Origin of the sequence: Agrococcus sp. Marseille-Q4369, from assembly GCF_018308945.1 — a bacterium.
Lineage (GTDB): Bacteria > Actinomycetota > Actinomycetes > Actinomycetales > Microbacteriaceae > Agrococcus.
In genome coordinates this window covers 1,926,750-1,940,938 of the sequence record NZ_CP070501.1, presented here as the reverse complement: position 1 = coordinate 1,940,938, position 14,189 = coordinate 1,926,750, and the positions used below count along the sequence as shown (strand labels likewise).

10 protein-coding genes are annotated in these 14,189 nt (G+C 71.4%); 7 read left to right on the top strand and 3 right to left on the bottom strand.

The genetic code is table 11. The annotated features are described in order from the left end of the window. Positions 1–76: 76 nt before the first annotated feature. The 3 genes from JSQ78_RS09730 to JSQ78_RS09720 form a co-directional block, all read right to left on the bottom strand. On the bottom strand, positions 77–1,033 hold the full coding sequence (locus JSQ78_RS09730; RefSeq protein WP_211447264.1) for an FAD-dependent oxidoreductase: 957 nt from the start codon (positions 1,031–1,033) through the stop codon (positions 77–79). Positions 1,034–1,091: 58 nt separating this feature from the next. After that, on the bottom strand, positions 1,092–1,529 hold the full coding sequence (locus JSQ78_RS09725) for a methyltransferase domain-containing protein (RefSeq protein ID WP_021009520.1): 438 nt from the start codon (positions 1,527–1,529) through the stop codon (positions 1,092–1,094). A 75-nt stretch (positions 1,530–1,604) separates the two neighbouring features. After that, on the bottom strand, positions 1,605–4,130 hold the full coding sequence (locus JSQ78_RS09720; protein ID WP_211447262.1) for an ATP-dependent Clp protease ATP-binding subunit: 2,526 nt from the start codon (positions 4,128–4,130) through the stop codon (positions 1,605–1,607). A gap of 71 nt (positions 4,131–4,201) precedes the next feature. Between JSQ78_RS09720 and JSQ78_RS09715 the strand changes: the two genes are divergently transcribed. The 7 genes from JSQ78_RS09715 to JSQ78_RS09685 all read left to right on the top strand — a co-directional run bounded on the left by JSQ78_RS09715 (position 4,202) and on the right by JSQ78_RS09685 (position 14,179). Further along, positions 4,202–7,300, top strand: a complete 3,099-nt coding sequence (locus JSQ78_RS09715; RefSeq protein WP_211447260.1) for a ligand-binding sensor domain-containing protein — start codon at positions 4,202–4,204, stop codon at positions 7,298–7,300. Between the two features lie 988 nt (positions 7,301–8,288). Continuing rightward, positions 8,289–9,557 carry an ABC transporter substrate-binding protein gene (locus JSQ78_RS09710; RefSeq protein ID WP_211447259.1) on the top strand — a complete coding sequence of 423 codons (1,269 nt, stop codon included), beginning with the start codon at positions 8,289–8,291 and terminating at the stop codon, positions 9,555–9,557. A 64-nt stretch (positions 9,558–9,621) separates the two neighbouring features. After that, positions 9,622–10,572, top strand: a complete 951-nt coding sequence (locus JSQ78_RS09705; protein WP_211447257.1) for a carbohydrate ABC transporter permease — start codon at positions 9,622–9,624, stop codon at positions 10,570–10,572. Beyond that, positions 10,569–11,465 carry a carbohydrate ABC transporter permease gene (locus JSQ78_RS09700; protein ID WP_249295612.1) on the top strand — a complete coding sequence of 299 codons (897 nt, stop codon included), beginning with the start codon at positions 10,569–10,571 and terminating at the stop codon, positions 11,463–11,465. Before JSQ78_RS09705 ends, JSQ78_RS09700 begins: the two co-directional genes overlap by 4 nt. 1 nt (position 11,466) lies before the next feature. Further along, a complete protein-coding gene (locus tag JSQ78_RS09695; protein ID WP_211447255.1) occupies positions 11,467–12,210 on the top strand; it encodes an amidohydrolase family protein in 744 nt (247 codons plus the stop codon). Next, the gene (locus JSQ78_RS09690) at positions 12,207–13,001 is read left to right on the top strand and encodes an amidohydrolase family protein (RefSeq protein ID WP_211447253.1); all 795 of its coding nucleotides are present in this window, start codon (positions 12,207–12,209) and stop codon (positions 12,999–13,001) included. The genes JSQ78_RS09695 and JSQ78_RS09690 overlap by 4 nt, the downstream gene beginning before the upstream one ends. Further along, positions 12,998–14,179: a DegT/DnrJ/EryC1/StrS family aminotransferase gene (locus tag JSQ78_RS09685; protein WP_211447251.1), complete on the top strand. Its 1,182-nt coding sequence runs from the start codon at positions 12,998–13,000 to the stop codon at positions 14,177–14,179. Before JSQ78_RS09690 ends, JSQ78_RS09685 begins: the two co-directional genes overlap by 4 nt. Positions 14,180–14,189 lie beyond the last annotated feature (10 nt).

The following is a 14,189-nucleotide window of genomic DNA, read 5'->3' as shown; positions in this document are numbered from 1 at the left end:
GCAGCCGGATCGGGGCTACGGCCCGCCGCCGGCGCAGGGATAGCGCAGACCGCCGCAGCCCTGAGCCGAACTGCGCTCACGCGAGCAGCGCCGCGACGCGCTCAGCGGTACCCCACGAGAGCGTCATGCCTGAGCCGCCGTGGCCGTAGGCCGCGATGGTGCGCAGCGCGCGGCCGCGCACATCCTCGATGCGGAGCCGCTCCCGGCCCGGCCTCAGGCCGACGCCGCGCGACACGATCCGCTGCCCCGCGACGGCGGGCACGAGCCGCGCGCAGCGCTCGAGGATCGCCGCCTCCGTCGCGGGGTCGGGCTCGAGCGACGTCGCCCCGGCCTCGTGCGTGCCGCCGAGCACGAGGCAGTCGCGGCGCGGCAGCACGTACGTGAGCCCCGCGGGGTCCTCGTCGTCGATCACGAACTCCGTCACCCCGGGGTTCTCGACCCGCACGACCTGCCCGCGGATCGGCACGACGCTCGCATCGTCGCCGAGCAGCGAGCCCGACCGCACCCCCGCGGCGACGACGGCGACGTCGAAGGCGCGCGCGAGCGCATCCACGTCGTCGATCGCGCGCCGCTCGAACCGCACGCCGAGCCCGACGCAGCGCTCGCGCAGCCACGGCAGGTAGAGCGACATCGTCGCGAGCGGGACGGTGGTGCGGAGGCTCGTCACGCCATCGGGCAGCCGGAACACGGGAAGCTCGGATGCGTCGACCTCGGTCGCGTCGACCCAGGCGGTCCAGGAGCGGTCGCTCTCGGGCGAGCGCTCGACGATGACGCCGGAGCGGAGGTCGATGCCCGCCGCCGGGTGATCGGCAGCGATCGCGAGGAAGCGCTCGAGGGTAACGGCGAGCATCGCGTCGACCGTCGCCGAGCGCTCTGCCGCGTAGGGGAACCAGACGGCGCCGGCGACCGCGGAGGTCGTCTCGAGCGGGTCGGCATCGGCGAGCACCGTCACGTCGCGTCCCTCGGCCGCGAGCTGGTGGGCGATCGAGAGGCCGATGACGCCCGCGCCGATCACCGCGACACGATCGCTCATGCTGCGCTCCCGAGGCCCGCCGACGGATTCGGCTCGACGATACCTCGGCCGCGAAGCCTCACGCGGCCGGAGCGGGCTCGCTGTGGAGCCCGATCTCCTCGAGCGGGTCGCCGCGGTCGATGAAGAGGGATGCGCCGGGCACCGTCGCCGCGCGGAGCCGCTCCAGCGCCGCGGCTTCGAGCTCGGGGTGGCGCCCGTCGAGCGCGCCGACGCGGATCGCGACGACGAGATCGAACGGCTCCTCCCCCGCCTTGAGGTGGAAGCCCTCCGCGTTCACGACCCGGAACTTGAGGTTGCCGGCGTCGGACTGCCGCTCGGCCGCCTGCACCGCCATCATCGAGCGGTCGACGCCGAGCACGAAGCCCTCGGGCCCGACGCGCTCCGCGATCGCGCGCGCGAGCGCGCCGGGGCCGCAGCCGAGCTCGAGCACGCGCATGCCGGGGCGCAGCGGCAGCGCGTCGAGCACCGCGGCGAGCCGGGCGGAGAGAGCGGCCATGGCGCCTCCTTCGTGTCAGGAGAGCATGGCGGGGGGACACGCCGGTGGCAAGCCCCCTGCGGCCCGCGGTGCGGGTCAGTCCGCGGTCACCGCCAGTCCGTCGCCCTCGACATCGACCCGCACCGTGCCGCGCTCGAGGCCGCCGACGATGAGGTCGGCGACGCGGTCCTCGACCTCGCGCTGGATGAGCCGGCGCAGCGGCCGCGCACCGAACTCGGGCTCGTACCCGTGCTCCGCGAGCCAGCCGAGGGCCGCATCCGTCACCTCGAGCTCGAGCTCCTGCGCCGCGAGCCGCTCGCGCACGCGATCGAGCAGCAGCGTCACGATCTGCCGCAGCTCCTCCGGCTCGAGCTTCTGGAACAGCACGATCTCGTCGATGCGGTTGATGAGCTCCGGCCGCATCTGCTCGCGCAGCTTGCCCATGACCTTCGCGCGCAGCTCGTCGCTCGAACCCGTGCCGTCGCCGGCCTGGAAGCCGATCGGGCCGGCCTTCGACGCGAGGAACTCGCTGCCGAGGTTGGAGGTCATGATGACGACCGTGTTGCGGAAGTCGACCGTGCGACCCTGGCCGTCGGTGAGCCGGCCGTCCTCGAGCACCTGCAGCAGCAGGTTGAAGACATCCGGATGCGCCTTCTCGATCTCGTCGAGCAGCACGACCGAGTAGGGCTGGCGCCGCACCTTCTCGGTGAGCTGGCCCGCCTCGTCGTAGCCGACGTACCCGGGAGGGGCGCCGATGAGGCGCGCGACCGTGTGCCGCTCGCCGAACTCCGACATGTCGAAGCGCACGAGCGCGCCCTCCGAGCCGAACAGGCTCGACGCGAGCGCCTTCGCGAGCTCGGTCTTGCCGACGCCCGTGGGGCCGAGGAAGAGGAACGAGCCGATGGGCCGCGACGCGTCGCCGAGCCCCGAGCGCGACCGGCGGACGGCCTTCGCGATCGCGCTCACCGCATCCGTCTGCCCGACGACCCGCTCGTGCAGCTCCTGCTCGAGGCGGGCGAGCCGCTCGCGGTCGCCCTCGGTGAGCCGCGACGCGGGGATGCCCGTCGCTCGCGCGACGACCTCGGCGATCTCCTCCTCGTCGACCGTGCCGTCCTCGCCCGAGCCGGAGTCGATCGCGGCCTGGATCGCCGCGATGCGGTCGCGGATGCGGGTCGCCTCCTCGAACTCCTCGGCCTCGACGGCCTGCCGCTTCTCGTCCTCGAGGTGCTCGCGCTCCTTGACGAGCGCATCCACGTCGACCTTCGTGCCGAGCCGCAGCCGCAGCCGCGCGCCCGCCTGGTCGATGAGGTCGATCGCCTTGTCGGGCAGGAAGCGGTCGCTGATGTAGCGGTGCGAGAGCTCGACCGCGGCGCGGATCGCCTCGGGTGTGTACGTCACGCGGTGGTGCTCCGCGTAGGCGGGCGCGAGCCCCTCGAGGATCCGCACGGCGTCCTCGACGCTCGGCTCGGCGACGAGCACGGGCTGGAAGCGGCGGGTGAGCGCCGCGTCCTTCTCGATGCGGCGGAACTCCGCGAGGGTCGTCGCGCCGATCATGTGCAGCTCGCCGCGCGCGAGGCGGGGCTTCAGGATGTTCGCGGCGTCCATGCCGCCCTCACCGCCGCCGCCCGCGCCGAGGATCGAGTGCAGCTCGTCGATGAAGACGATGAGCTCGTCCTTGTGCGCGCTGATCTCCTCCATCGCCTTCGTGATGCGCTCCTCGAAGTCGCCGCGGTAGCGCGTGCCGGCGACCATCGCGGTCATGTCGAGCGCGACGACGCGCTTGCCGAGCAGCGACTTCGGCACGGTGCCGGCCTCGGTCTCGCCCTCGACGATCGCGCGCGCGAGCCCCTCGACGATCGCCGTCTTGCCGACGCCCGCCTCGCCGATGAGCACGGGGTTGTTCTTCGTGCGGCGCGAGAGGATCTCGATCGTCTGCTCGATCTCGTCGGCGCGACCGATCACGGGGTCGAGCTCGCCCGCGCGGGCGCGCTCCGTGAGGTCGGTGCCGAACTCGTCGAGCGTCGGCGTGGTCGAGCTCGGGTCGACCGCCTTCGACGGCCGCGCCTGCTGCGCCTCGATCGCGTCGCGCTGCGCCTGCGCGGCGGCGCGCTGCAGCGCATCGGGCGTGATGCCCGCCTCCTGCAGGAGCGCGCCGACGGCGCTGTCGCCCGCGACGATGAAGGCGAAGAAGAGGTGCTCGGGGTCGATGTAGCTCGAGCCGTTGGCGCGCGCGATCTGGTAGGCGTCGCGCAGTGCGCGTTGGGCGGATGCGGTGAGCGACGGCGGAGTGGGCGTCTCACGATCCCCGTCGGCCGGCATCCGCTCCTCGACCGTCGTGCGCAGCGCATCCGTGTCGACGCCGACGCCCGCGACGGTCGCGCCGACCTGCGGCAGCTCGAGGAGCGCGTGCAGCAGGTGCAGCGCATCGACCTCGGCGTGGCGGTGCTCGCGCGCGTACTCGACGGCGCTCGCCATGACCGAGCTCATGCGCCGCGAGACGAGGCGCGAGAGGTCGATCGAGCGCTGCGCCGGGACGCGCTGTCCTTGCAGGATCCGCGCGATGAAGTCATCGAAGGACCCGTCGCCGCCGAACCCGTAGGTCGGCCCGTAGATCGCGGCCATGTGCGTCTCCCTGAAGTCGTCGTGTCGGACTTGAGTGTGCCCGACTCAAGTTTAGACAACGCTGCTGGGCGATGCGCATTCCCGTTCGCGCATGGCGATCGCCTGAACGGCGGCTTCGGCCAACGCGACGATCACCGCGCCGCTCGTTCTCCTTCGGTGCGCCCTGCGCTTGCCCTGCTCCCGCAGCTCCTGCGTGCGCCGCTCGAGCGCATCCTGTTCCGCCTTCAAGAGCGTGTCGTCGTCTGCCATCGGATCCCCCGCCGCCGCGACCCTGTCGCGCGCCCGACCATCACCCGTGCGGGACACAGGCCACCTGTGGTGCCGAGCGTCCGCCACGCTCCATACCGGGCCGGGCTGCGATCGCGCAAGCGGCGGCGCATGAGCGACCCCGACACGATGAACTCTTTCGGTTTTCGGCCCGGACCGTTACTGTGCACGCAACGCTCTCCCACGAAAGGTCCTGGGCCATGCAGCACACCACATCCACCGTCATGGCGAAGGGGCGAGCGATCGTCCTCGCACTCGCGATGGCCGCGTCCCTCCTGCTCGTCGCGCAGCCCGCAGCCGCACAGGCCGCGCAGGTGGTCGACCCGCTTCCGCCCATCCCGCTCAACGCGGTGGTCGCGCCGGGCTCGACCACGGCGCCGGGGCCGGACGGCGAGCCCCGCCTCTACTGGGTCTCCTCGGGCAACGAGGCGGTGCTCAGCATCACAGACGTCCGCACCGGCGAATCGATCGAGCGGTTCCCCCTGCCCAACGCCAGCGGCGCATGGGCGGTCGACGCCCTGCCGAACGGCGACATCGCCATCGGCACGTATGGCAGCGGCCGCCTCTTCCGCTATGTGCTCGCGACGAACAGCGTCGAGGACCTGGGCGTCATGGTGCCGGGCGAGAACTTCATCTGGTCGATCACCCATGACGAGGACGGCGTGATCTACGGCGGCACCGGGCAGATCGGCGGACACATCTTCAGCTACGACCCCCGTACCGGGGTGACACGCGACTACGGGGCCTTCGGCAGCGCGCAGGTACCCGTGCTCGTGCGTGCCGTCGCCGCCGGCAACGGCACGATCTACGTCGGCACGTCGCCCGCCCCGTCGTTGCACGCGATCGACATCGCGACCGGCGAGCGCACCGAGCTGCCGCTGCCTGACGTCGCTGGCCAGCAGTCGGTCTACGACCTGGATCTGCGGGCCGGGCTGCTGTTCGTGCGCGTCTCGACGAGCGGCAGCCCGCAGCCGCTTCACGTCTACGACATCGCCGCGGGCACCTATGTCGAGACGATCCCCGGCGTGCACGGGCTGCGCATGTCGGAGGTGGCCGCTGACGGTACCAGCGTGTACTTCGTCAAGGACCGCACGCTGCACCGCTACGACCTGGCGTCACGCACCTGGGAGGCGACGGGGTTCACGGGCATCGGAGACATGCGGGCATTCGGATTCCTCGAGCTCGGCGAGTCTGACTGGCCGGGCGAGACCCTCGTCGGCTCCGACTACCAGGGGGGCTACGTGCTGTACTCGCCCGCCACCGGCCGCTCGGCTCGGCTGGGCGCCGATGTCGCCGGCGCGGCCGCGAACACGCGTTCGATGACCGAGGGGCCCGACGGGCGGATCTACTTCAGCTCGTACCTCGGCGGCGATCTGGCCGCCTACGATCCCGCGACCGACACCATGCATCGGATCGCGGAGTCACCGCAGGCCGAGAGTCTGGCGACGCACGATGGCGCCGTGTACCTCGGCACCTATCCGCGAGCCGAGATCCAGCGCTACGACCCGAGCCAGCCCGTGCAGCAGGGCGTCAACCCGTCCGTCGAGCTCGCGCTGTACGACCAGGGGCAGTCGCGCCCGTGGGCCATGGAGTCGGCCGGGCGCCATCTCGCCATCGGGACGGTGCCGCAGAACGGCGCCACCGGCGGCCTGCTCGCGCTGCTCGACACCACCACCGGCGAGCACTGGACGGAGGAGGTCGCCGGAGGGCACTCCGTCGTCGGCCTCGCCTACCGGGACGGCGTGCTCTATGGCACGACCTCGGTCTTCGGCGGCTCCGGCGCGCCTCGGCCGACCGACCGCGACGCGGTGCTGTTCGCCTACGACATCGAGCAGCGCGCGATGCTGTGGATGATCGAGCCGCAGGCCGGCGAGCACGCCTTTGGCCAGCTCGCCTTCGACAAGGCGGGCCAGCTGTGGATCGCCAGCCCCACGATGGTCTTCCGCGTGGACGTGGAGGCGCAGGCGGTCACGGCGAGCGAGCGCTACGCACCGTACGACTGGGACTCCGTCGAGTACATCTGGGTCGCATCCAACCTCTGGGTCGATCCATACGACGACCAGGTCTACGTGGGCGCACAGGGCTCCATCTGGCGCATCGACCCTGACACGCTCGAACGCGCCCGCGTCTTCCGGCCGTGGGGGCTCTCGCTCATGGCGTCGGACGGCTTCGCCTACGTCGCCCGCGACACGCAGGCATGGGCGTGGCAGCCGGACGCCAGACCGGCGGTCGACGTCGCGGTCTCGGATGCCGTGCGGGGCGGGCAGCTGACCGTCGAGATCTCCGGACTCGGCGCTGACGAGCCGGTCGAGCTGTGGAGCAGGCCCGACGCGACACCGCTGGGGGAGCTGCGGGCCGACGCCTCGGGTGTCGCCAGGGCGAGCATGCCCGTGCCGCTCGACGCGCCCGTCGGCAGTGCTGCGCTCGAGGTCGTGAGACCGCTGACCGGCAGCATCGTGCGCACCGACTACGAGGTCACCGACCTCGTCTGCGACCGCACCGTGACCGGCGACCAGCGTGGCATCCTGACCCTGCGAAGCGGCGTCACGTGCGTGGCGGACGCGGATGTGCGCGGCGGCATCTCCGTGTCGACGGGCGCCTCGGTGGTCGTGACCGACAGCGAGGTGCGCGGCGGGATCCAGGCGACCGGAGCCGACCTGGTGTCGATCACCGGCACCTCGGTTCGCGGGGAGGTATCGCTGTCGAGGACCGCCGGCGCCACCAGGCTCTCGGGCAACGAGATCCGCGGCACGCTCTGGCTCGACCGGGGCAGCGGGTCAGCCGCCGTGGTGCAGGGCAACGACGTGCGCGGCAGCATCGCCTGCTCCGGGAACGCCTCGGTGCCCCAGCTCGCCGACAACCGGGTGCGAGGCAGGCTGACCGGCCAGTGCGCCGCAGGCTGACCGGCCAGTGCGCCGCAGGCTGACCGGCCAGTGCGCCGCAGGCTGACCGGCCACCTGGTTCCCAACGAGCGCTGCACCGCTCCCTGGCGGTGATCCTGAGCGATCAGCGTCACCGCCGGGGAGAGTGCTCCGCATCCGCAGCATTTCGGTCCGCCGTCCGCAACCGCCGACGACGTCGTCCGTGCGCGCGTGGCGGGCCGCCGACACTCCGTCGACGGCATCCTGGTGCAGTGAGGCCTCGTGGTAGTCGTCGGCGAGCGCGAAGTCCGCAGCCACCGACTCATCGATGAGCACCGTCGCCAGCGCGTGCAGCTGGAGCGCGGTCCACGGCCAGCGCGCTGAGATCGCGCCCTCGACCATCTGCCTAGCGGCAGCGGCCTCCGCCGCGCCCGTGGCGATGACAATCGCACGCCGCGACTCGAGGATCGCGCCGAGGCGCTGCGTGAGGCAGTGGCGCGGCACCGCATTCGGATCCCCGCCGAAGAAGGGTGCGCCGACGCGGCGCGTCTGCGCGGTCGGCGTCTTCACCCTGGTGCGAGACGCCCACGACGAGGCAGGCTCGTCGAACGCCATGTGGAGCGGCGTGCCCGCCCAGCCGACCACCGTGCCGGTGGACGGGACGATCGTGCCACTTCGAGCGTCGACGACACCGACGGTCGTCTGCGATACGGCGCGACCAGCACGGCGCACCGGCCGCCTACCGGTCGGAGGAAGCGGTTCGTGAGGCCGTCATCGCTCCGAGTGCCGGCGTTGCCGCTCACACACGTGACCCCGGCGACGACAGCCGACCTGCCTGTCGCTGCAGCGGTGAGGCGGGTGATGACGTGCGCTGCTTCGGACGTCATCGTTCGCTGGACACCGTCCTCTGCGCCGCGACGGCGCTGCCGTTGGCGCTCGGCGGGATGGAGCATTGACAGCGGCAGGCGCGCCGGATAGTTTCGGCGTAGTCCGAAATCGGACGTTCCCGTTGAAACATTCGGAGGGCCATGTGGACAAGAGAATCGCTCTTCCGGCCGCAGCGACCGTCGCGCTCCTCGCGCTGACCGCCTGCTCGGGCGGAGGCGGCACCGGCGGCGGCGCCAGCGAAGGCGCGAGCGGCGAGCGGTCGACCGTCACGGTGTGGATGTATCCCGTCATCCCCGACGAGACGGCCAGCCAGGAGTACTGGAGCGGAGTCGAGGAGGACTTCGAGGCTGAGAACGACACCATCGACCTCGAGATCGAGCTGCAGCCGTGGGACAACCGCGACGAGAAGATCGCGACGGCACTCGCCTCCGGCCGTGGGCCCGACCTCGTGCTGCTCACCGCCGATCAGACGCTCAACTACTACGGGACCGGCGGCCTGCAGCCCCTGGACGACGCGATCGAACCCGATGCCTTCTACCCCCAGACGATCGACGCCGTCACCTACGACGGCAGCGTCTACGGCTATCCGATCTACCAGACCTCGACGACCACGGCCTACAACACCGAGCTGTTCGAGCAGGCGGGCATCGAGCTGCCGACGACGTGGGACGACGTGCTCGCGGCAGCGCCGGTGCTCGCCGAGCAGGGCGTCGCGGTGATGGACTACTCGGGATCGCCGAACATGACGCTGAACCTCAGCTTCTACCCGCTGCTGTGGCAGGCCGGCGGTACCGTCTTCACCGAGGACGGCACCGATGTGGCGTTCGACAGCCAGGAGGGCGTCGCCGCCCTGCAGTTCCTGATGGACCTGCAGGAGGCTGGCGGACTGCCGGCCGACGCCGCGACGAAGGCGAACGCGATCGAGGGCGGCCCGCTCGGCACCGGCGGTGCGGCCATGGGCTACGCCGTCACGCTTGCCGAGGTCCGCCAGATGCAGACCGCGCTCGGCGAGGAGACGGTCGCGGTCGGCGAACCGCTCACCGGCGAGGAGCAAGCGACGTTCGGCACTCCGGGCGTGCTCGCGCTGACCTCGATCAGCGAGAACCCCGAAGCTGCGGGCACGGTCGCGCAGTACATCGGATCGGCAGAGGTCTCGAGCGCGCTGCACCAGGCGTCGGGCACCTACCCGGTGCTCGTCGACGCCGAGGTGTCGAGCGACGACGAGGACGTCGCGCAGTTCGTGGCGGCACTCGAGCACGCTCGCCCTGGCGAGGTGGTGCCGAACGCCCGCCAGGTCATGGCCGCGCTGAGCCCGCACCTCCAGGCTGCCCTGCAGGGCCAGGTCACGGCACAGGAGGCGCTCGCCGCCGCCGCCGCCGAGGCACGGCAGGTCATCGAGCGCGCCCCCTGACCGACTTCCCCGATGGCCGGCCGGCTGATCCGGCCGGCCATCGGCTCACCTTTGAAGGACTCCCATGACGCTCACCAGGCACGGGTCCGAGGCGCCGGAGACCGCATCGGGCAGCCCGACGCATCCGGCCCGACGCAGGATGCCGCTGCACGCGCGCTTGCGCGAACCGATCGTCGGCGTCCTCTTCGTGCTGCCGATGCTCGTGCTGTTCGTGATCTTCCGCTTCGTGCCGTCACTCGGCGCCGCGGGGATGAGCTTCACCGACTATCGCCTCAGCGGCGAGTTCGACCTCGTCGGCGTCGAGAACTACCAGCGCCTGCTGAGCGACCCCATCTTCCACCAGAGCCTGACCACGACCCTGCTCTACGCCGCGATCTACGTGCCGATGGTGTTCATCGTCTCCATGCTGACCGCGCTGCTGCTGCATCACGTCATCTGGGCCAAGGGGTTCTTCCGCGGTGCCCTGTTCCTGCCGTACGTGACCTCGTTCGTGCTGGCCGGCATCATCTGGGTCTGGGTGTACCAGTCCGACGGACTCATCAACGGCATCCTGCAGTCGTTCGAGCAGGATCCGATCCCCTTCCTCTCGGGCGATCAGCTGATGGTGCTCGGCTCGCTCAGCGTCGTCGCCGCCTGGCGCGGCTTCGGCTACTCGATGCTCATCCTGCTCGCGGGGCTCAAGAACATCCCGGAGGAGCTCACGGAAGCCGCGATGATCGACGGGGCGGGGCCGGTGCAGCGCTTCTTCCGCATCACTTTGCCGCTGCTGCGCCCGGTGGTGTTCTTCGTCGTCGTCATCGAGACGATCGCCGCCTTCCAGGTGTTCGACACCATCTACGTCATGACCGGCGGCGGGCCGGCTCGCGCGAGCTACTCGCTCGTGTTCATGCTCTACGACCAGGGCTTCCGATTCTTCGACTTCGGCTACGCGGCCACTGTCGGGGTGGCGCTGTTCGTCATCGTCTTCGTCATCTCGCTCATCCAGCGGCGATTCCTCGATCGGGAGACCTCTTGACCATCGCGCCGACCGTCGCCCCGGGTGCGCCCCTCGAGCCGCCGACCTCCACCGCACCCGCGTCGAGGGCACGACGGCGCCGCCCGCGCACGCGCGGCCAGGTGTGGATCACGGTGCTGCTCGCGCTGGCCTCGATCTTCACCGTCGGCCCGTTCGTCGCCGTCTTCATCCTCGCGCTCAGCCCGGCGGGCGAGCCGACGATCCCGTTCCAGTGGCCCGAGTCCCTGACGCTCGACAACATGGCCGGCGTGCTGGGCGCGCAGAGCTTCGTCCGATGGACGATCAACTCGCTCGTCTACTCGGTCGTCTCCGTCGTCGTGATCCTGCTGACGGCATCGATGGCCGGCTATGCGCTCGCGAAGAAGCGGTTCCCAGGGCGCGACGCGCTCATGTGGTCGTTCCTCGCGACGCTCATGGTTCCAGTGCAGGCGACCATCATCCCTATGTTCGTGCTGGTCGCGTCGCTCGATGGCATCGACACCTTCTGGGGCCTCATCGTGCCGACGCTCGCGAACTCGCAAGCGGTCTTCCTGATGCGCCAGTTCATCCGCGAGCTCCCGGACGAGCTGTTCGACGCTGCGCGCATCGACGGCGCGGGCGAGTGGACCACCTTCTGGCGCATCGTCCTGCCGCTCACCAAGCCGGTGCTCGCGACCCTCGGCATCTTCGTGTTCCTGTGGCACTGGAACGACTTCCTCTGGCCGCTGATCATCGCTCAGTCCGACGAGATGCGCACGCTCACCGTCGGCCTCGCGACGCTCAGCTCTGAGAATGTCGTGCTCGCCGACCTGATGGCGGCGGCCGCGATCAGCGTCATCCCATGCCTGCTCATCTTCGCGCTCCTCCAGCGCTACCTGGTCAACAGCATCGTCGCCAGCGGGATCAAGGGCTGACGTGCGGGTCATCGACGCGCACCGCGTGCTCGGCGCGCGCCCCACGGGGCTCGAGAGCGGCAGCGCCGAGGAGCTGCTGGACGACCTCGACCGGCTCTCGATCGCGTCGGCGGGGGTCACGCCGAGCTGGATGCTGCATGCAGACCCGCGGGCGGCGGACGAGTTCGAGCTCGCGCGCCGGCGCACCTTCGACGACGAGCTGAGGGCAGCAGATGGGCGACTCACCCCGGTGCCCGTGATCATCCCTGCGCTCGCCGGTGCCGGCTGGCCGGCGTCACCGGATGACGTCGTCGCGCCGATGGTGCGCGTGTGCCCAGAGCGTCACCGCTTCGAGATGCTCGGGCCGACCGCGCTCGCCTGGTGGGAGGCGCTCGCGACGCGCGGCGTGCCGATCGCGCTCGATGCATCGGAGTGCGGGCTCGGGGCCGTCGCGGCGCTCGCGTCGCGGCTGCCGCAGCTGTCGGTGCTCGTGCTCTCCCCCGGCTACCGAGAGCTGCGCAGGATCGTCGAGCTGCTCGAGCACGCGCCTCGGCTGCGTGTCGAGACCGGCACGCTCGTCGGCGCGGGCGCGCTCGAGTGGCTCGCGAGGGCCGTGGGCGCGCACAGGCTGGCGTTCGGCACCGGCGCCCCGGCGTGGGATGCGGCCGGTCCCCGATTCCAGCTCGACCACCTCGAGCTGCCGGCCCGCGACGTCGAGCGCATCGCGAGCGGCACCTGGCTCGAGCTCGTGGGGGATCCCGGATGAGCGTCGTCGACATGCACGGCCACCTCGGCACCTGGGGCGACTTCTTCATCGCCGAGCCCTCCGCCGAGTGGCTCGTGGCGACCAACACCCGCATCGGCATCGACGCGGTCGGCGTCTCGCACCTGGCAGCGGTCGGCCACGACACCGCGGTCGGCAACCGGATGGCACTGGTCGCCGCGAGCGCGCATCCCGCGCGACTCGGTGTCTGGCTCGTCGCGCACCCGCACCGGCCGCACGAGATCGCGCTGCTCGACGAGCAGCTGGAGCTGCCGGGCGTGTGGGGCCTCAAGCTCCACCCCGACGTCCACGAGCATCCGATCGACGGACCTGGCTACGAGCCGTTCCTGCGTCTCGCCGCCGAGCACGCTGCACCTGTGCTCACCCACGGGCAGACGAGGTCGGCATGGTCGGATCCCGAGGCCGTCGCGCGCGCGGCGGCGCACCATCCCGACGTCGATGTGCTCATGGGGCACTCGGGCCTCTGGGTCGACGGCTTCGATCGCGCGGCCGCCCTCGCCCGCGAGCACGACCGACTGCACCTGGAGACCTGCGGATCGCGGCTCACCGATCGCTGGCTCGAGCGCATCGTCGAGCTCGCGGGTGCGCAGAAGGTCGTCTTCGGCACGGATGCGTGCTTCCTCGATCCCCGGGTCGGGCTCGGCAAGGCGCTCGGCGCCCGCCTGACGCCGGACGAGCGAGCACTGCTGCTCGGGGGCAACGCGCGGCGGATCCTCGGGGACCGCCTGCTCGAGCACGACACCGCATCGACCGCGGGAGAGGGAGGACGATGAGCATGCTTGCGATCGACGGGGGCGCTCCCTCGCACCCCGGCAGCTGGCCGAGCTGGCCGCCCGCGGCGAGCGCCGAGCAGCGCGCGCTCTTGCTGGAGGTCGTCGAGTCCGGAGCGTGGGGCTCGACGTCGGGCCCGCTGTGCCAGCGGCTCGCCGATCGCTTCGCCGCACGGCATGGAGCCGAGCACGGCATCGCCATGACGAACGGCACGATCGCCCTGTTCGTGGCCCTTCGCGCGGCGGGGATCGGGCCCGGCGACGAGGTGGTCGTTCCCTCCTACACGTTCATCGCCTGCGCGACCTCGGTGCTGCTCGCGGGAGCCACACCCGTGATCGCCGACGTCGACCCCGAGCACCTGCATCTGAGCGCCGAGACGCTCGAGGCAGCGATCGGGCCGCGCACCCGCGCGGTGATGGTCGTGCACCTGGCGGGCAGCCCCGCGCCGATGGACGAGCTGCTGCGCGTCGCATCGCGCCATGACCTCTTCGTCGTCGAGGACTCCGCACAGGCCCACGGGGCGCACTGGCGGGATCAGCCGGTCGGCGCGCTCGGCGACGCCGGCACCTTCAGCTTCCAGTCGAGCAAGGCGATGACGGCCGGGGAGGGCGGGCTGATCGTCGCCGACGATCCCGAGCTCTCCGACCGCATCTGGTCGCTCTGCAACGTCGGGCGCGAGCGCGACGGCGCGTGGTACCACCATGCGCGAGTGGGTTGGAACCTGCGCATGACCGAGCTGCAGGCGGCACTGCTGCTGCCGTGGCTCGAGCGGCTCGACGACGAGATCGCGATGCGCGAGCGGTTCGTGGATGCGTTCCGCGAGCGGCTCGCGGAACGGGACTCGGGTGCGACGATCGTGCCCGATCCCGAAGGCACTACCCGCAACTCCCGCCACCTGCTCATGGTCGACCTGGGTGCCGACATCGAGCGACGCTGGGTCGCGGAGGCGTTGGCGGCCGAGGGCGTGCCGGTCGACCTTGGCTACCCGTCGCTGGCCACGATCGATGCGGTGGCGAGCCAGTCGCGCGTTGTTCCCACGCCCGGTCTCGATGCGCGAGCCGGACGCGTGGTCTGGCTGCGCCAGCACATGCTGATGGGGGGCGAGACGGACGCGGCGAGCGCCGCGACGGCCTTCGAGCGAGTGCTCGGCGATGCGCGCGCACGCCGACAGCTCAGCTGAGCAGCCGCCA